Origin of the sequence: Streptomyces sp. ME19-01-6 (assembly GCF_033793745.1) — a bacterium.
Taxonomy (GTDB): domain Bacteria; phylum Actinomycetota; class Actinomycetes; order Streptomycetales; family Streptomycetaceae; genus Streptomyces.
In genome coordinates this window covers 36,311-54,888 of the sequence record NZ_JARAXF010000035.1, presented here as the reverse complement: position 1 = coordinate 54,888, position 18,578 = coordinate 36,311, and the positions used below count along the sequence as shown (strand labels likewise).

At 73.5% G+C, this 18,578-nt stretch carries 8 protein-coding genes and 1 pseudogene; 6 read left to right on the top strand and 3 right to left on the bottom strand.

Annotated elements, in window-relative coordinates; all coding sequences use genetic code 11:
- Nucleotides 1-14 precede the first annotated feature (14 nt).
- Together PV419_RS43720 and PV419_RS43715 are read right to left on the bottom strand one after the other, a co-directional pair.
- The gene (locus tag PV419_RS43720) at nt 15-974 is read right to left on the bottom strand and encodes a TauD/TfdA family dioxygenase (RefSeq protein ID WP_319698642.1); all 960 of its coding nucleotides are present in this window, start codon (nt 972-974) and stop codon (nt 15-17) included.
- A 65-nt stretch (nt 975-1,039) separates the two neighbouring features.
- Nucleotides 1,040-1,828 carry a thioesterase II family protein gene (locus PV419_RS43715; protein WP_319698640.1) on the bottom strand — a complete coding sequence of 263 codons (789 nt, stop codon included), beginning with the start codon at nt 1,826-1,828 and terminating at the stop codon, nt 1,040-1,042.
- A 246-nt stretch (nt 1,829-2,074) separates the two neighbouring features.
- Here PV419_RS43715 and PV419_RS43710 point away from each other — a divergent pair, with 246 nt between their 5' ends.
- The gene (locus PV419_RS43710; RefSeq protein ID WP_319698638.1) at nt 2,075-3,091 is read left to right on the top strand and encodes a ferritin-like domain-containing protein; all 1,017 of its coding nucleotides are present in this window, start codon (nt 2,075-2,077) and stop codon (nt 3,089-3,091) included.
- A 72-nt stretch (nt 3,092-3,163) separates the two neighbouring features.
- Here the strand turns inward: PV419_RS43710 and PV419_RS43705 are convergent, their stop codons facing one another.
- On the bottom strand, nt 3,164-4,801 hold the full coding sequence (locus PV419_RS43705) for an AMP-binding protein (protein ID WP_319698636.1): 1,638 nt from the start codon (nt 4,799-4,801) through the stop codon (nt 3,164-3,166).
- 280 nt (nt 4,802-5,081) lie between these two features.
- On the opposite strand from PV419_RS43705, the gene PV419_RS43700 reads away from it, so the two are divergent.
- The 5 genes and pseudogenes from PV419_RS43700 to PV419_RS43680 form a co-directional block, all read left to right on the top strand.
- Complete coding sequence (locus PV419_RS43700; RefSeq protein WP_319698634.1) at nt 5,082-8,360, top strand: amino acid adenylation domain-containing protein; 3,279 nt, start codon at nt 5,082-5,084, stop codon at nt 8,358-8,360.
- The gene (locus PV419_RS43695) at nt 8,357-14,950 is read left to right on the top strand and encodes a non-ribosomal peptide synthetase (protein ID WP_319698631.1); all 6,594 of its coding nucleotides are present in this window, start codon (nt 8,357-8,359) and stop codon (nt 14,948-14,950) included. Before PV419_RS43700 ends, PV419_RS43695 begins: the two co-directional genes overlap by 4 nt.
- 171 nt (nt 14,951-15,121) lie before the next feature.
- Nucleotides 15,122-16,201 carry a guanitoxin biosynthesis L-enduracididine beta-hydroxylase GntD gene (gene gntD / locus PV419_RS43690; protein ID WP_319698629.1) on the top strand — a complete coding sequence of 360 codons (1,080 nt, stop codon included), beginning with the start codon at nt 15,122-15,124 and terminating at the stop codon, nt 16,199-16,201.
- Nucleotides 16,202-16,223: 22 nt separating this feature from the next.
- Entirely contained in the window at nt 16,224-16,994 is a 771-nt protein-coding gene (locus PV419_RS43685) for an SDR family oxidoreductase (RefSeq protein WP_319698627.1), read from the top strand.
- A gap of 45 nt (nt 16,995-17,039) precedes the next feature.
- A pseudogene (locus tag PV419_RS43680) lies at nt 17,040-18,257 on the top strand (cytochrome P450); the annotation flags it as partial.
- Between the last annotated feature and the right edge of the window lie 321 nt (nt 18,258-18,578).

Below are 18,578 nucleotides of genomic sequence, written 5' to 3'. Positions count from 1 at the left end.
CGTTGCCGGTGCGCTCAGCCGCGCAGGGCGGGCTCGGGCCGGTCGGCCCTGGTGATCAGGTCGGACATGGAGACCAGCACCCGGCGCTCCCCGGTGAACGCCTCACGGCCGTGCGACCAGCGCATGTTGTCGATCACCAGCAGGTCGTGGCGCCGCCAGTCGAAGCGCCGCGCACGGCGTTCGAAGGCCGTACGGACCGCGGCGACCATCTCGTCCGGGATCGGGCTCCCGTCGCCGAACCGCACGTCGTTGGGCAGCCCGTCCTCGCCGAACAACGCCACCAGATCCGTCCGCAGCCCCTGCGGCAGCGAGGACTGGTGGAACAGCACCAGGTGGTTGAACCACACCCGATGCCCGGTGCGGGGGTGTGCCACGGTCGCCGGAGCCCCGCGCACCGTGCGCAGCCGGTCGTCCTCCAGCCACTCCCACTCCAGCCCGCCCGCCGCGCAGAACCTGGCCACCTCCGCGCGGCTGTCGGTCTGGAAGGCCTCGCGCCAGTCGAGGCCCACTCCACTGCCGTAGTTCCGCACATAGCGCAGCCCCCGCGCCTCCGCGGTCCGCAGCACCTCGTCCGGGATGTCCTCCAGCACCCGCGCGACATCCGTGATCGGGGTGGCGCCGCCGGTGGCCGCCGGAGTGGCGCAGAAGAAGGCCAGCCGGCCGGGCCAGGCACCGGCGTACGACGACTCGCAGTGCTGCGGGATCACCTCGCGCGCCGGATACTCGGTGGAGGTGAAGACCCCGTCGCCCACCTCGCTGCGCGGCGTGGAGCGCTCCGTGTACTCCAGCGGCTTGAACCCGATCCCGTCCAGGGCCTGTTGGAAGTCCCCGACGCCCTCGGCGGCGGCCCCTCGGATCAGCACGGCTCCGGTCCCGGCGACGGCCTCGTCGATCGCCGGGACGCGCCGGCGCACGAAGGACCCCAGCCGCTCGCCGTCCGCCTCCAACACGGTGATGCCGGTCAGCTCGTCCACGCGTCACAACTCCCTGGGGAAGGGGCCCGGTGTCGGTGCCCCGGTATCGGTGAGAACACCAACGGTCAGCCGAGCACCGCCGTGACGGCGTCGAGCACGGCCGGAACACCGGTGAAGAGGTAGTCGTGCCCGCCGGGCAGCAACTGGAGGGTGAACCCGGCCGAGGCGCACACGCGCCAGCGCTCCAGCTGGGCCTTGCCCACCAGCGGGTCCTCGGCGCCGCCGAGGACATGCAGCGGGCAGCCCACCGGTACCGACCCGGCGGCCCGGTACACCTCGGTGAGGGCGAGATCGCGGCGTACCGTGCGCAGCGCGTACCGCAGATACGACGGATACTCCCGAAGGCCGGGAGGGAAGCCGCCGAACCCCTCCAGCCAGGCGAGCAGCCCCTGGTCGTCCTGGTCCGAGATCCGCCTCGGCACCGGGGCGTGCGGCGCCCGGGACGCGGAGGCCAGCAGCGCGCGGGGCGGTGGCAGGCCGCGCCGGCCGGCGCGGACGGCGATCTCGTAGCCGAGGAGCGCGCCGAAGCTGTGGCCGAAGAGCGCGTACGGCAGGTCGAACTCGCCCGCGATACCGTCGAGCACCGCGTCGGCCAGCTCCTCCAGGGTGTCCGGCACGGGCTCCGCGGCGCGCACACCACGGCCGGGGAGTTCCACCGTCGCCAGCTCGATGCCGTCGGGCGGGGTGAGACGCCAGGAGGCGAACGACGCCGCGCTGCCGCCCGCCTGGGGCAGGCAGAACAGCCGCAGCCGGGGGCTGGGCGCGGTCACCCGACCGACGATCCACGGAGTGTCCACACCACGCGCCGGTGTGTGCGTGAGGTGGGAGGGTGGCATGGCGGCATGGGTTCTCATCCCGCTCCTTTCGTCGCCCGGCACGGGGACCGTCCGGCAGGAGGGCCCGCGGCGTCGCGTGTCTCACCTCGGGGCGGTGGCCCCGGCGGCCCCATCGTGGCCCGGTGGCGGCGACGGATACAGGCACGGGTACCGGCAACCGGTCTGCCGCGAAATTGCCCCCGGGCCTGCCTGGTGGGCGGTCGGCCGGCCCGGTGAGGATCGTGGCGACCGTCCCGCTCTTGTGCCCGAGGGGATCGCACTTCCATGACCGCTGTTCCTGACGAGGCAGCCGACTCGCCCTTCTTTGTCCTGGACGCCGTGACGGCGGACCTGATGAAGGTCGAGTCCCTCACTCAGACCTGCCTGAACTGGGACTACGGAAAGCGCGACAGCCGGGTGTGGAGCCTGTACGAGAAGAACAAGGCCGCCCAGTGGAACGCCGCGACCGACATCGACTGGGACCACGACGTGCGGTTCGGGGCCGAGCTGACGGAGGAGAACGGGGCGCGGCTCGCCGGCTTCGTGGTCGGCGAGGGCAGCCCGGTGCCGCGCGAACTGCTCACCCAGTTCCGCTGGGAGTACCAGGCGTGGATGTGCAGCCAGTTCCTCCACGGCGAGCAGGGCGCGCTGGTGACCACGGCTCGGCTGGTGGAGATCGTGCCCGACATGGACGCCAAGACCTACGCCGCCTCCCAGGTCGCCGACGAGGCGCGGCATGTCGAGGCCTTCGCGCGCTACATGGACGAGAAGCTGGGCACCGTCTACCCGGTCAACCCCGGGCTCGGCACGCTGCTCCACGATGTGCTGTCGGAGTCCCGCTGGGACATCGTCTACCTCGGCATGCAGGTGGTCATGGAGGGCCTGGCGATCACCGGGCTCCGGCTCGCCAGCAGCGGCTTCGGCGACGCGCTGATCCGGCAGATCACCAAGATGGTCGCGAGTGACGAGGCCCGGCACATCGCGTTCGGCGTCACCTCGCTCACCGGCATGTACGAGCAGGCGACCTCGGCCGAGCTGCGCGAGCGCGAGGACTTCCTGCTGGAGTCCATCCGGCTGATGTCCCGCCGCTTCATGCTCCGCGAGGTGTGGGAGCGGATGGAGCTCGATGTGGCCAAGGGGCTGCACTTCGCCCGGACCAACCCGATGATGGCCACCTACCGGCAGTTGTTGTTCCAGCAGGTGATCCATGTGCTGCGACAGTTGGGCCTGCTGTCGGAGCGGGTGAAGGAGCTGCTGCTCGCGGAGAACCTGGTACGCCCGGAGATGATGACGAGCCGCTGACCGCGGCCCCCGGCCCCCGGCCCGCTGCCCGGCGCGCACCGCGCGCCGGGCATGTCGTATGTCCGCGCCGGGTCAGTCCGCGGTCAGCGGCCGGGCCGCCGCCAAGTACGCGCCGGAGCACACCGCCTGCCAGATGACACGGCGCCGGGGCTTTCCACTGGAGGTGACCGCGATCCCGCCCCGGGGCACCTCGACGGACAGCAACTCGGCGTCGCCGAGCCACTCGGACAGCACCTCGTGGGCGATCCGCCGCCACTCGGGCCGCACCCCCGCGAACACGACCACCCCGGTGGGCGTACCGTCGCGGACCCCGAGGAGGACGGCGACCCGGCGCTCGGGGACACCTCGCTCATGCAGCAGGGTCTCCAGGCTCTCCGCGAACACCATCTTCCCGCTGACCTTGAGCCCGTCGCCCAGCCGGCCGATCACGAAAAGCTGTCCGTCACGCAGGAACCCCGCGTCTCCGGTGCGCAGCCCCTCCTCGCCGAGGCTGGTCCCGGAGGCGGAGCCGGTGTCGCCGAGGTATCCGCTCGCGATCGACACCCCGCTGACCAGGATCTCGCCGACCCGCCCGTCCGGGAGCCGTACCCCGTCCTCGGACACGATCGTCACCGTCCGGCCCGGCAGCGGACGGCCGCAGCCGACCACCGCCGTTCCGGCGAGCGACGCGGCGTCGCCGCTGCTGTGGTCGGGTTGCCCCGTCGTCCAGCCCTCGCCGGGGGGCAGACCGGTCACCGCGAGGGTGGCCTCCGCGCTTCCGTACGCGGGAACCAGCGCGCCGCGGTCGAGGCCGTACGGGCCGAGCAGCGCGTGGAAGTCGCGCAGCACCCGCGGGTCGACCCGCTCCGCGCCGATGATCACGGCCCGGAGCGCGTCGAAGCGCAGGTCCTCCAGATCGGCGGGCCTGATCCGGCGCAGGATGTACGACAGGCCGAAGTTGGGCATGGCCGTCATGACGATGCGCCGGTCGCTGAGGCAGCGCAGATAGCGCAGCGGGGAGCGGATGAAGTCGTCCGGCTGGAGCATCCACCCGTCGAAGCCGGTGACGACGACGTTCAGCAGAAAGCCCACCAGGCCCATGTCGTGGTGGACCGGCAGCCAGCTGGCCGCGGGGCGGCGCGGGGCGCAGCCCAGCCAGGTGCCCATCCCGCCGATGTTGGTCCGCAGCGCCTCGGCGGAGATCCGCACCCCGCGCGAGAAGCCGCTCGACCCCGAGGTGAACTGCAGCAGCGCGGTTTCGGGGAGCGGCAGTGGCCGCTCCAACGGCTCGGTGTCCGCGACGAGCTGGTCGAAGGACACCGGTTCGCCGACGCCCAGGTCGGCGGCGATCTTGCGGAGGCGCTCCAGCGACTCGTCGTCGCAGACGACGGCCGCGGGGCGCACGGTCCGCAGCAGATGGGCGGCGTGCAGCTCGTACTCGTCGGCCCGCTGGTAGGCGAACGGAGGGGCGATGGCGCACGGTGTCGCACCGGCGGCCAGGGCGCCGAAGAACCCGGCGACGAAGCCCGGGCTCGAGCGCTGCACCAGCGCCACCACCTCGCCCCGTCCGACCCCGTTCGCCCGCAGCGCGGCGGCCGTGGTGAGCACCAGCCGGCCCAGGTCGCGGTAGGACCAGAAGTCCCAGCCGTCGTCGTGGTTCGCGTAGTACAGGCCGCGCTCGGTGGACGCCTCGTCCAGCCAGTCGAGCAGGCCTCGGTCCGGGATTCCCAACGTCCCCGTCCTTTCCAGGAGTGCACGGGCCACGCCCGTACGTGTCCAGGGGCGCGGCCGCGTGCCCGGCTGCCGCACAGCCTCGCCATGAGTCTCCGTGGCCACCAGGCAAGCGGCCGGTAACTCGCCCGGACCCGGGCGGCATTTCGACCAGCAACCGCGATTGCCGGTCGATTGCCTGGCAAGCGGCCGCGCGGCCGATGCAGCATCGACCGAGATTGCGAGCCCTTGGTCCGGCGAAACGATCCGTCGAGCGCAGGAGAGAGCGGTTACGAACCCGATGACTTCACGCGACACCGAGCTGCTTCCGCTCACGGCCGCCCAGAGGGGCGTGTTCCACGCCCAGCGCCTCCAGCCCGACAACCCGGCCTACAACACGGTGGCCGTCATGGAGCTTCGGGGACCGGTGGACGGGGAGCTGCTGCGGCGGGCGATCCGCCGGGCCGAGGGGGAGAGCGGCAGCTGGGACGTCGAGCTGGTGGAGCGGCCGGACGGGCTGTACCAGCGGCCGGTCGCGCCCGGCCGCTCGACGTGGCGGGAGATCGACCTCAGCGGCGAGCCGGACCCCCGCGCCACGGCCCACGCGCTGATCGACCGCGACCGCGCCACCCCGCGCGACCTGTTCCAGGACGCGTTGTCCGGGCACGTCCTCGTGCGGATCGGTGCCGACCACCACCTGTGGTACCAGCGCAGCCACCACATCCTGTCCGACGCCTTCGGATCGGTGCTGCACTCGCGCCGCATCGCCGCCTTCTACGAGGCCCTGGCCACAGGCACGGAGCCGGCGGGCGGGCCGCTGGACCGCCTGGAGGAGCTGCTGGCGGAGGAGGCGGACTACCGCGCGTCGGACGACTACGCCACGGACCGGGAGTACTGGAACGGGGTTTTCGCGAAGCGGCCCGAGACCGTGTCGCTCGCGCCGGGGGTCCCGACGGGCGCCGCGGGGCGCGCGCTCTCGGTGACGACGGCTCTGTCCGCGGCCGAGCTGCGGGCGCTGGGGGCCGCGGGGCGGGAGGCCCGCGCCCCCTGGACAGTGCCGATGCTGGCGGCGGTGGCCGCCTATCTGCAGGGCATGACCGGGGCCGAGGACCTCACCGTCGGCGTCCCGGTCACCGCACGCGTCGGCGCCCGGTCGCGGAACGTGCCCGGCATGCTGTCGAACACCCTCCCGCTGCGGCTCACCGTCAGCCCGGCCACGGGTCGGGCGTCGCTGGTCCGGCAGGTCGCGCGGCGGCTCGGCGAACTCCTCACACACCAGCGCTATCCCTACGACGAGCTCCGCCGCGACCTGCGCCTCCTCGGCACCGACGAGCAACTCTTCGGCGTGCTGGTGAACATCGTGCCGGCGGGCTCGGAGACCGCGTTCACCGGGCTCGAGGCCCACCTCACCGCGCTGTCCGGCGGACCGGTCACCGACCTCAACATCACCTGCCACCCCGGCCCCGACGGCCAGGGCGCGCGCGTCGAGTTCGAGGCGAACCCCGACCGCTACACCGCCGTCGAACTGACCGCGCATCAGGCGCGGTTCACCGAGTTCCTCGCCCGGTTCCTCGCCACCCCGCCGGACCTCCCGCTCGCCCAGGTGGACGTCCTGACGGCGGCCGAACGCGCCCAGGCGCTCGCCGTCGGCCAACCCCCGGGGCCGACGCGGCACATCGCGCCACGGACCTTCCCGGAGCTGTTCGAGGAGCAGGCCCGCCGGACACCGCACGCCCCCGCGGTGCTCTCCACCGAAGGCGCCCTCGACTACGCCGAGCTGAACTCCCGCGCCAACCGCCTCGCCAGGGCCCTGGTCGAGCGCGGCGCCGGCCCCGAGCGACTGGTGGCCGTCGCCCTGCCGCGCGGCATCGCCGCGCTGACGGCCGTGATCGCGGTGATGAAGTCGGGCGCCGCGTACCTCCCGGTGGACCTGGGCTACCCGCGGGCGCGGATCACCGCCATGCTCGACGACACCGAGCCGCTGCTCGTGCTGACCACACGGGCGGCCGACGACGGGACGACGGCCGCGCACGTGCCGCGGCTGTACCTGGACGACGCGGACCGGCCCACCGGCCACCCCCTGCCGGGACCGCCCGACACCAACACCGACACCAACACCGACACCGACACCAACACCAATACCGACACCAGCACCGACGCCGACCTCGACGACCGCGACCGCCGGGCGCCGCTGCGGCCCGGTCACCCGGCGTATGTCATCTACACCTCCGGCTCGACCGGCCGCCCCAAGGGCGTCGTCGTCACCCACACGGGCCTGGCCGCCCTGGTGCGGCACCAGCGGGACCGGCTCCGGCTGACCCCGGAGACCCGGGTGCTGCAGTTCGCGTCGCCGAGCTTCGACGCCTCGGTGTGGGAGCTGTGCGTGGCGCTGCTCACCGGCGCCGCCGCGGTGGTCGCCCCGCCCGAACGGCTGGTGCCCGGGCCACCGCTGGCCGAGCTCGTGGCCGAGCTTAGGGTCGACTGTCTGCTGCTCGCCCCCTCGGCGCTCTCCGCCATGCCACCGGACAGCCTGCCCCGGGGCATCAATCTGGTCGTCGGCGCCGAGGCCTGCTCGCCGGAGCTGGTCGCCCGGTGGTCCCCGGGACGGCACATGGTCAACGCTTACGGCCCCACCGAGGCGACCGTCATCGCCACCCAGACCGGGCCGCTGTCCGGCCGGACCGTCCCGCCCATGGGGCACTCGGTCCCCGGCGGCCGGGTCCGGCTGCTCGACTCCGCGCTGCGGCCGGTGCCACCCGGTGTCGCGGGCGAGGTGTATCTGAGCGGCGACGGGCTCGCCCGCGGCTACCTCGGCCGTCCCCGGGTCACCGCGGAGCGGTTCGTCGCCGACCCCTTCGGCCCGCCCGGCGCACGGATGTACCGGACCGGCGACCTGGCCCGGTGGGCGGTGGACGGCGGGCTGACCTATCTGGGCCGCGCCGACAGCCAGGTGAAACTGCGCGGCCATCGCATCGAGCCGGGCGAGGTCGAGGCCGTCCTCGCGCAGGCGCCCGGGGTCGGCGGGGCCGTCGCGGTCGTCCGTGAGGACCGGCCGGGGATCAGGCACCTGGTCGCGTACGCCGTCGCCGCCGCGGACACCGACCCTGCCGAACTGCGCGAGTGGGTGGCGCGCCGGCTGCCGGCGTATATGGTCCCGGCGGTCGTGGTGGTGGTCGACGCCGTGCCGCTCACGCCGAACGGCAAGCTGGACCGGGCGGCGCTGCCCGCCCCGCGGTTCCGGGCCGCGAACGCGTACCGGGCCCCCGCTTCCGAGCGGGAGCGGGTGCTGCACGAGGTGTTCGCCGAGGTGCTCGGCGGGGAGCGGATCGGCGTGGACGACAGCTTCTTCGACCTCGGCGGCGACTCGGTCGTCGCCATGCGTCTTGCGGCCCGCGCCCACGAGGTGGGACTGGCCGTCACCAGCAACGACGTCTTCCGCTGCAAAACCATCGCCCGGCTCGCCGAAGTAGCCACCGACACCGTCCCCGAGGCCGGGACACCGCGGGACGCCGGGAGCCTGCTGCACATCGACGCGGAAGAACTCGACGAGCTCGAAGCCCAGTGGGAGACATCACGGTGAAACAGACATCCCTGGAATCGGTGCTGCCGCTCTCGCCGTTGCAGCAGGGCATCCTCTTCCACGCCCTCTTCGACGCGGAAGACACCAAGGGCGGACCCGGCGGACCGGTCGGCCCCGTTGACTTCTATACCGTGCAGACCCCCCTGGAACTGGCCGGGGCGCTCGACACCGACGTGCTGCGACGCTCCTGCCTCGCCCTGCCGGCCCGCCACGCGAGCCTGCGCGCCGGGTTCCTGCGGCGCCGCTCGGGCGAGGCCGTCCAGGCCATCGCCCGCGCGGTCGAGCCGGCGTGGGAGGAGGCCGACCTCTCCGGCTACGGCGCCGAGGAGCGCCGGGCGCGGCTCACCCGGCTGCTGGCCGAAGACCGCTCCCGGCGCTTCGAGATGAACAAGCCGCCCCTGCTGCGGTTCACCCTGGTGAGGCTGGCACCCGATCGGCACGTCCTCGTGCTCACCAACCACCACATCCTGCTGGACGGCTGGTCGCTGCCCCTCGTCCTCGCCGACCTGTTCCGTATCTACCGGGACGGCGGCACCGCCGAGCGGCTGGAGCCGGCCCCGTCGTTCAGCGAATACCTCGGCTGGCTCTCCGAACAGGACCACGCCGAGGCCGAGCGCGCCTGGCAGGCCGCGCTGTCCGGGCTCGACGGCGCGACCCTGGTGGCAAGCGGAGCGGGCACCGGCACCTTTGACCGCGGTCAGCAGCGCGTCGTCGCGGAACTGTCCGAGGCCGACACGGCACGGCTCACCGCCGCGGCCCGCTCGCACGACCTCACCACCAACACCGTGGTCCAGGGCGCGTGGGCGCTGCTGCTGACGATGCTCACCGGACGGCAGGACGTCGTCTACGGCAACACCGTCGCCGGGCGCCCGCCCCAGCTCCCGGGCAGCGAGCGCATGGTGGGGCTGATGATGAACACGGTGCCCGCCCGGGTACGGGTCGACCCGGCCGAGCCCGTGGCGGACCTGCTGGCCCGCATCCAGCGCGAGCAGGCGGCCCTGACCAGGCACGAGTACCTGGGTCTCGCCGACATCCACCGCGCCGTCGGCGCCACCGAACTCTTCGACACCACCGTCGCGTTCGAGAACGTCCCCGTCGACCAGGCCGTCCAGGGCTCCTCGGTGGCGGGGCTCGCCGTCACCCTGCTGCGGGATGCCGTCGAGGACGCGTTCGAGGGCACCCACTATCCGCTGAGCCTGGCCGTCCACCCCGGCGCCCGGCTCCGCTTCGAACTCAACTACCGCGAGGACGCCTTCACCGGCGAGGCGGCGGCCGAGGCGCTGCGCCGCCTGTGCGCCCTGACCCGGGACATCGCCGACCGGCCCGAGGCGCCGGCCGGGCGGCTGCCCGTGTGCTCCGACGCCGAGCGGCGGCACATCCTGGACGCGTCGAGCGGCCGGACCGTGGCGCACCCGGGCCAGACCCTGCCCGAGCTGTTCGAGGCGCAGGTCCGTACGACCCCCCACGCGGTCGCCGTCACCGACGCCACGACCAGCCTGACCTTCGAGAGGCTCAACGCCGACGCCGACCGGCTCGCCCGGCTGCTCGTGGCCCACGGCGCGGGCCCGGACCGCCTCGTGGGCGTCGCCCTGCCCCGGACCGCGGCCGCGGTCACGGCGATCTGGGCGGTCTGGAAGTCAGGGGCCGGATATCTGCCGATCGACACCGAGCACCCCGGGGAGCGGATCGCGGCGATCTGCGCGGAGGCCGGACCGGCCCTCGTCCTGGCCACCGCCGAGACCGCGCACGCCGTCCCCGACGGGGTGCCGACGCTGCGGGTCGACGAGGCCGCGCTGCCCGAAGCGGCCACGGATCCGAGCGCCGTCACGGACCTTGACACCGACAGCCACCTCGGCGCGCCGCTGCCCGGCCACCTGGCGTATGTGATCTACACCTCCGGCTCCACCGGCCGGCCCAAGGGGGTCGCCGTCGAGCACCGCAACCTGGCCAACATGTTCCACAGCCACCGGGCGAACTTCTTCGAACCGGAGCGGACACGGGCGGGCGGCCGGCCGCTGCGGGCGGCGCTCACCAACTCGCTGGGCTTCGACGCCTCCTTCAGCCAGCTGCTGTGGCTGGTCGCCGGGCACGAACTGCACATCGTCGACGACACCGTGCGCAAGGACGCCCTGGCGCTGGTCGACCACGCCATGGCGGCCGCGGTCGACGTCCTCGACACGACGCCGTCCGTCGCCCGTCAGATGCTGGCCGCCGGCATGTTCGAGGCGCGGGCGGAGCGGCACCGGGTGAGTGTCCTGGCGCTCGGCGGCGAGGAGGTCGCCGACGACCTGTGGGCCGAACTGCACGGCGTGCCGGGCCTGTCGGTCTACAACCTCTACGGCCCCGCCGAGTGCACGGTCGACGCGATGCTCTGGCACGGCGACGACCGGCCCGCCATCGGCCGCCCCGCCGACAACGCCCGGGTGTATGTGCTCGACCCGTTCCTGCGGCCGGTGCCGGACGGGGTGGTGGGCGAGCTGTACATCGCCGGTGCCGGGGTCGCCCGCGGCTACCTGGGACGCCCGGGCCCGACGGCGGAGCGTTTCGTGGCCGATGTGTTCGGCCCGGCGGGCGCCCGTATGTATCGCACCGGTGACCTGGGGCGCCGCCGTCCGGACGGGGTCGTGGAGTACTGCGGACGAGCGGACTTTCAGGTCAAGATACGCGGCCACCGCGTCGAGCTGGGCGAGATCGAAGCCGCGTTGGCGGCGGCGCCCACGGTGGCGCGGGCGGTGGCGGCGGTGCCCACCGACCCGTCCGGTGCGCGGCGCGTCGTGGGCTACGTATGCCCCTCGCCCGGTGCCCGGCCCGACCCTGCCGAGCTGCGCGAGTGGGTGGCGCGTCGGCTCCCGGCGTATATGGTCCCGGCGGTCGTGATGGTGGTCGACGCCGTGCCGCTCACGCCGAACGGCAAGGTGGACCGGGCGGCGCTGCCCGCGCCGGGTTTCCACGCCGCGGGCGAGTACCGGGCCCCCTCCTCCGAGCGGGAGCGGGTGCTGCACGAGGTGTTCGCCGAGGTGCTCGGCCGGCCCCGCATCGGCGTGGACGACAGCTTCTTCGACCTCGGCGGTGACTCGATCGTCGCCATGCAGCTCGCGGCCCGCGCCCACCGGGCCCAGCTGACCATCACCACCAAGGACATCTTCCTCCACCCGACCATCGCCCGGCTCGCCGAAGTAGCCACCGACACCGACACCGGTCCGCGGGGCGAAGCGCGAGGTCAGGACAGCGCGCCCGCGGGGCCGCTGGTCCCGCTCTCCGACGCCGAGCGGGCGGAACTGGCCCAGGACGGCCGGCGGATCGCCGATGTGCTGCCGCTGACGCCCCTGCAGCAGGGCATGCACTTCCACGCGGTGCTCGCCGCCGACGGCATCGACGTGTACACGGCGCAGGCCCCCATCCGGCTCACCGGCCCGCTCTCGACCGACGCGCTGCGCGAGGCCGTCGAGGGGCTCGTCGCCCGCCACAGCGCCCTGCGGGTCTCCTTCACCCTCCTGAGCTCCGGCCGTCTGGTCCAGGTGGTGCACGAGGAGATGAGCGTGCCCTGGCGGGAAGCCGACCTCTCGGGGCTCGCCGAGGACGAGCGCCGCCACCGCCTCGCCGAGCTGATCGACGAGGACCGGCTGCACCGCTTCGACCTCGCCGAGCCGCCGCTGCTGCGGGCCACCCTGGTCCGTCTCGCGGCCGACGAACACCTGCTGCTGGTGTCGTACCACCACGGGCTGCTGGACGGCTGGTCGCTGCCGCTGTTCTTCCGCGACCTGTTCGCCCTCTACGCCACTGGAGGCGGCGCCGGGGACGACCGCGCAGGGGGCCCTCCGCCCGTGCAGTTCGCCGACTTCCTCCGCTGGCTCGCCGCCCAGGACGACGAGCGGGCGGCGCGGGCCTGGGGCGAAGAGCTGGCCGGTCTGGACGAGCCGACCCTTGTCGCCCCCGACGCCGAGGCCGCCACCGCGACCGTGCCCCATCTGGTGACCGAACTCCTCGACCCCGCGCGCACCACGGCGCTGGCCACCGGGGCACGGAGCGCGGGCCTCACCCTCAACACCGTGGTCCAGGGCGCATGGGCGGTGGCGCTCGGCCAGCTGCTGGGCCGCGACGACATCGTGTTCGGCGCGACCTGCGCCGGACGCCCGCCGGAGCTGCCGGGCTCCGAGGACATCGTCGGCCTGCTCATGAACACCGTGGCGGTCCGGGTGCGGCTCGACCCGGCACGGCCGCTCGTCCAGGTCCTGGCCGACCTCCAGCGCCGGCAGGCCGAGCTGGGCCCGTACCAGCATCTGGGCCTGGCCGATGTGCGGCGGACCCTGGGCCTCGGGGAACTCTTCGACACCGTCGTCGGGTTCGAGAACACCCCCGTCGACGGGGAAGCCGTCCAGAAGCACGTCCCCGGCCTGCGGATCTCCGTCGACGACCGGCCCGTGCCCGGCGCCACCCACTATCCGCTCAGCCTGGTGGTGGTGCCGGGCGAGCGCTTGAGCCTCGAACTCAGCTACCGCGCCGACCTCTTCACCGCCGAGGCATGCCAGGCCCTCCTGACCCGGGTGAGCAAGGTCCTCGACGGCTTCGCGACCGACCCGGCGGCGCCGCTGGGCCGTATCGACCTGCTCACGGCGGGGGAGCACAAGCGGTTCCGCGCGGCCGCCGACGGCCCGTCGCACCCCGTCGCGCGGACTTTCCCTGAGCTCTTCGAAGAGCGGGTCCGGGCCCGGCCCGAAGCCGTCGCGGTGTACGAGGGACCACTGACCGTCAGCTACGCCGACCTCAACGCGCGGGCCAACCGGCTGGCCCGGGCGCTGGTGGCCCGGGGAATCGGGCCCGAGGACATCGTCGCGGTGGCACTTCCCAAGTCGGCCCGCTCCGTCCTCGCCGTCGTGGCCGTCCTCAAGGCCGGCGCCGCCTATCTGCCGCTGGACCTCGGATACCCGCCGGAGCGGCTGCGCCAGGTCATCGCCGACGCGAAGCCCGCCCTCGTCCTCACCACCGCCGAGGCGGCCGGGCCGATGGCCGAGGCGGGCGCCGGGCGGACCCTGTGCCTGGACGGCACAGGAAGCCCGTCCCAACTCCTCAATGCCGAAGTCGAATGGAGCGAAGAGTCGACCGCCGAGTCGACCGCCGAGTCGACCGGCGGGTTGTCGGGCGAGGACCTGACCGACGCCGACCGGGTGGCGCCGCTGCGCCCCGAGAACACCGCGTATCTCATCTACACCTCCGGCTCGACCGGCCGCCCCAAGGGCGTGCTGGTGCCCCACCGCGGCATCGCCGCCCTGGTCGCCCAGCAGCGCACCGGCCTGCGACTGCGCGCGGACGAGCGGGTGCTGCTGTTCGCCTCGCCGAGCTTCGACGCCTCGGTGTGGGAGCTGACGACCGCCCTGCTGACCGGGGCGAGCGCGGTGGTCGCGACCGCCGACGAGCTGCTGCCGGGCCCGGCCCTGGCGGCCACCGTGGCCCGGCACGGCGTGACCGCCCTCTTGCTGCCGCCGTCCTCGCTCGCCGTGCTGCCCGAGGACGGACTGCCGGCCGATGTCACCCTGGTCGTGGGGGGCGAGGCGTGTCCGCCGGAGCTGGTCGAACGCTGGTCGGCCGGGCGCCGCATGGTCAACGCCTACGGGCCGACCGAGGCGACCGTCATGGCCACGATGAGCCGCCCGCTGGCGGGCCGTACCAGACCGCCGCTCGGCACCCCGGTCGCGGGGGCGCGCGTCTATCTGCTGGACGGCGCGCTGCGACCGGTGCCGGTGGGAGCGCCGGGCGAGCTGTATCTGGCGGGCGAGGGGCTCGCGCGCGGCTACCTGGGCCGGGCCCGGCTCACCGCGGAGCGGTTCGTGGCGGACCCGTACGGCCCGGCCGGGTCGCGGATGTACCGCACCGGCGACCTGGCGCGCCGCGCGCCGCACGGCGCCCTGGAGTATCTGGGCCGGGCGGACCAGCAGGTCAAGGTGCGCGGCTTCCGGATCGAGCCCGGCGAGATCGAGACGGTGCTCGCCGACGACGCCACGGTCGTCCAGGCGGTCGTGGTCGCCCGCGAGGACCCGGCCGGCCGGCGGCTGGTGGCGTACGTCTCCCCGGCCGACGGCGCCCGGCCGGATCCGGCGGCCCTGCGCGGGCGGGTCGCAGCCGCCCTGCCCGACCACATGGTGCCCGCGGCCGTCGTCGTCCTCGACCGGCTGCCGGTCACGCCCAGCGGCAAGTTCGACCGGGGCGCCCTGCCCGCGCCCGACTTCTCCGGCACCCCCGCCGGCCGGGGCCCCCGAACCGCCAGGGAGGAGCGGCTGTGCGCGCTGTTCGCGCAGGCCCTCCAGGTCGAGCGGGTCGGCATCGACGACAGCTTCTTCGACCTCGGCGGCGACTCGATCAGCTCCGTCAAGCTCGTCACCCTGGCCCACGCGGACGGCCTGGACATGGCGCCGCGCGATGTGTTCACCCACAAGACCGTGGCCGCGCTCGCCGCCGCGGTGAAGGAACTCGCCCCGGACACTTACCCGGACACACACATGGCCGGTGAGGCGGCCGACCCGGAAGAGCCGCTGATCACCCTGGAGCAGCACGAACTCGACGCCTTCGCCGAGGACTGGCAGGAGCCGGCCTGACCCCCGGCACCTCGAACACTTCGATCGCACGACCACTGGGCCAGTACGGCCGGGACCCTGCTCGGTCGGCCCCGTGAGGCACCACCACGCGGCCCGGCAGCGGTGCGCGGGCCGCACAGGACCGAACGACGGACGACCCGAGCGGTCACGACCCGGTGGAGGACCATCGACATGACAAGCACATACCCCGCTGCCCGCGCCCTCCGCCCGGGGGCGGCCGACCCGGTCCCCGGCAGTCCCGACACCCCCCTCGAATACCACCTCGACGGCCGCGAGGCCGCCGAGCTGCGGGCCGCCGCGATCCGGCTCGCGGACACCCACGGGGCCCCCGACCTGCCGGAGTTCTACGACGTCGGCCACGCGGCCGAGGAACTGCTGCCCGCCGGGCTGCGCGGCTTCCTCCTGTCCTACCGCCGCACCGAGAGCACGGCCGCGTGCCTGGTGCACGGCTTCCCGGTGGACGACGCCCGGCTCGGCCCCACCCCGGGCCACTGGCGCGAGGCCATCGGCGGCGAGTCGGCCAGGGGGCAGGAGCTGTGGCTGGCGATGTGCGGGCTGGCGCTGGGCGACCCGTTCGGCTGGGTGACCCTCCAGGAGGGCCGCATCATCCAGAACATCCTGCCGATCCGCGGTGACGAGCGGCGCCAGAGCGGCTACGGCAGCGAGAGCCTGCTGGAGTTCCACACCGAGGACGGCTTCCACCCCAACCGCTGCGACTACCTGCTGCTGTTCGGTCTGCGCAACTGGGACCGGGTGCCCACCGTCGTGTCCTCCGTCCGCGATGTCCGGCTGAGTGACGACGACCGCACCGTGCTCGCCGAGGAGCGCTTCCACATCCTGCCGGACACCGAACACATCCGGCAGCTGGAGGCGTCCGCGCCCCGCCACCCCGCGCTGGCCAGGCTGTACGCCATGACGGACCGGCCCGTGCCCACCGCCGTGCTGTTCGGCGACCGGCTCAACCCGTATCTGCGCATCGACCGGCCCTTCATGCGCGTGGGCTCCGGGGACACCGGGGCGGCGGCCGCGCTCGACCGGCTCATGGACGAGCTGCGGCGTGTCCAGAGGGAGATCGTGGTGGGCCCCGGCTCGCTGCTGATCGTGGACAACTACCGTGCCGTGCACGGCCGCCGCCCCTTCACCCCGCGGTACGACGGGACCGACCGCTGGCTCAAGAAGCTCACCGTCAGCCGCAATCTGCGGCGCAACTTCAGCGGATACGCCCTGGAACACCCCCGTGTCATCGTCTGAACCCGAAAGGCAGTCACACCCCATGCGCACCGTCATCGTGTCCGGCGCGTCCAGCGGAATCGGCCACGCCACCGCCGAGCGGTTCGCCCGCTCCGGCGACTACGTGGTCAACCTCGACCTCCAGCCGCCCGCCCCGGGCACGGTCGACGGCCCCCGCGAGGGCGGAGGCCAGGTCCGCTGGGTCGAGCTGGACGTCGCCGACTGGGCGGGCGTCCGCGCCGCCGTCGATCAGGTGCACGCCGAGCGAGGCCGTATCGACGTCGTCATCGCCAACGCCGGCATCAGCGTCCGGCACGGCATCCTGGACCTCACCGAGGACGAGGCGCGGCGCACCCTGGACGTCAACCTGATGGGCGTCCTCGCGCTGTGGCGCCACGCCGTCCCGCACATGCTGCGCCGGGGCGAGGGCGTCCTGCTCGCCACCGCGTCGGTCAACGGCTCCCGCGGCTATCCGCTGTACGCGGACTACAACGCCAGCAAGGCGGGGGTGGCCTCGCTGTGCCAGACCTTCGCCGTCGAGCTGTCGCCGCTCATCAGGACCGCCTGTGTGGCGCCCGGCGCCGTTCTCACCCCCATGCAGCGCGCCGAATACACCGACGCCATGCTCGACGAGGTCAACGAGCGCATCCCGGCCCGCCGCCACGCCATCCCCGAGGAGATCGCGGACATGTTCCACTTCCTGGCCTCCCCGCAGGCGTCGTTCGTATCGGGCCAGCAGTTCGTGGTGGACGGCGCCGAGACCGCCGGGGCGACCACCGCGTTCTTCCCCGGCCCCACCAAGCCGCTGGGCTGAGCACGCCCTTCGCAGCGTCCCGCCACCGAGCCTGAGGAAACAGCCATGGACACCCGACGGGCTCCCGCCCCGGAATCGCTCGACCGACTGGATCTCGCCGATCCCCTGCTCCACGCCCACCACGACCTGGGGCCGCTGTGGCGCCGGCTGCGCGCCGAAGCCCCCGTGCACTGGCAGCCCGAGACCGCGCGCGGCCCCGGGTTCTGGGCGGTGAGCGGCTACGCCGATGTCGCCTCGGTGCTGGGCGACAGCGAGACCTTCACCTCCGAGCGCGGCAATGTGCTCGACACCCTGCTGGCGGGCGGCGACTCGGCGGCCGGGCAGATGCTCGCCGTCACCGACGGCAGGCCGCACCAGGCGCTGCGCAGCGCCCTGTTGAAGCCGTTCTCGCCGCGCTCCCTCGAGGTGGTGGTCGACAGCGTCCGGCGCGGCACGCACGCGCTGGTGGAGGAGGCGGTGGAGCGGGGCGAGGTGGACTTCGCCGCCGATGTGGCCGCGCACATCCCGCTGGCCGCCATCTGCGATCTGCTCGGCGTCCCGGCCACCGAACGGCAGCACATCATCGACCTCACCTCCGGCGCGCTGTCCTCGGCGGACGGCGCGCCCACCGAGGAGGCGACCTGGGCGTCCCGGAACGGCCTGTTGCTCTACTTCTCGGAGCTGGCCGCACAGCGCCGCGCGAAACCGTACGACGACGTGGTCAGCCTCCTGGTGACCAGGGAGATCGACGGCCGGCCGCTGACCCATGAGGAGATCGTCTTCAACTGCTACAGCATCATCATGGGCGGACACGAGACGACCCGCTTCGCGATGGTCGGCGGGCTGCGGGCGCTGATGGAGCACGAGGACCAGTGGCAGGCCCTCAAATCGGGCCGGGTCACCACCGCTTCGGCCGTCGAGGAGGTGCTGCGCTGGACCACCCCCGCCCTGCACAGCGGCCGGACCGCGACCCGGGACGTCCTCCTCGACGACCGGTTCGTCGAGGCGGGCGACATCGTGGTCGCCTGGCTGGCCTCCGCCAACCGCGACGAGCGGGTCTTCGACCGGCCGGACGACTTCGACCTGTCCCGCACCCCCAACAAACACCTGTCGTTCGCGCACGGCTCACACTTCTGTCTCGGCGCGTTCCTGGCCCGCGCCGAGCTGACGGCCCTTCTGGAGAGCCTGCGGGACCTGGTCGAGGCGGCCGAGCCCGCGGGCCCACCGCGGTATGTGTACTCCAACTTCCTGAGCGGCATGTCGGCGCTGCCGGTGTCCTTCACGCCGAGTTGCCGTGTGCTTGCCGGGCCCGTTGCCTGGGAGGGACCCGAGACCGGGCTTACCGTCGGAAACATGACTCACACTCCTGCCGCCGTCGGCGCCGAGGCCGTCTCCGCCGTGGTGTGCGGCATGGTCCGGCTGGTCGCTCCCCGCAAGCTCGACCAGGTCGAACTCGACCACCGCCTCGTCGGCGATCTCGGCTTCCACTCCCTCGTGCTCGCGGAACTCGGATACAACCTGGAGGATCTGTACGGCCTCCGGGCGCTGACCCCCGAGGAGACCATGAAACTGGAGCGCGTCAAGGACGTGATCGAGTTCGTCGGC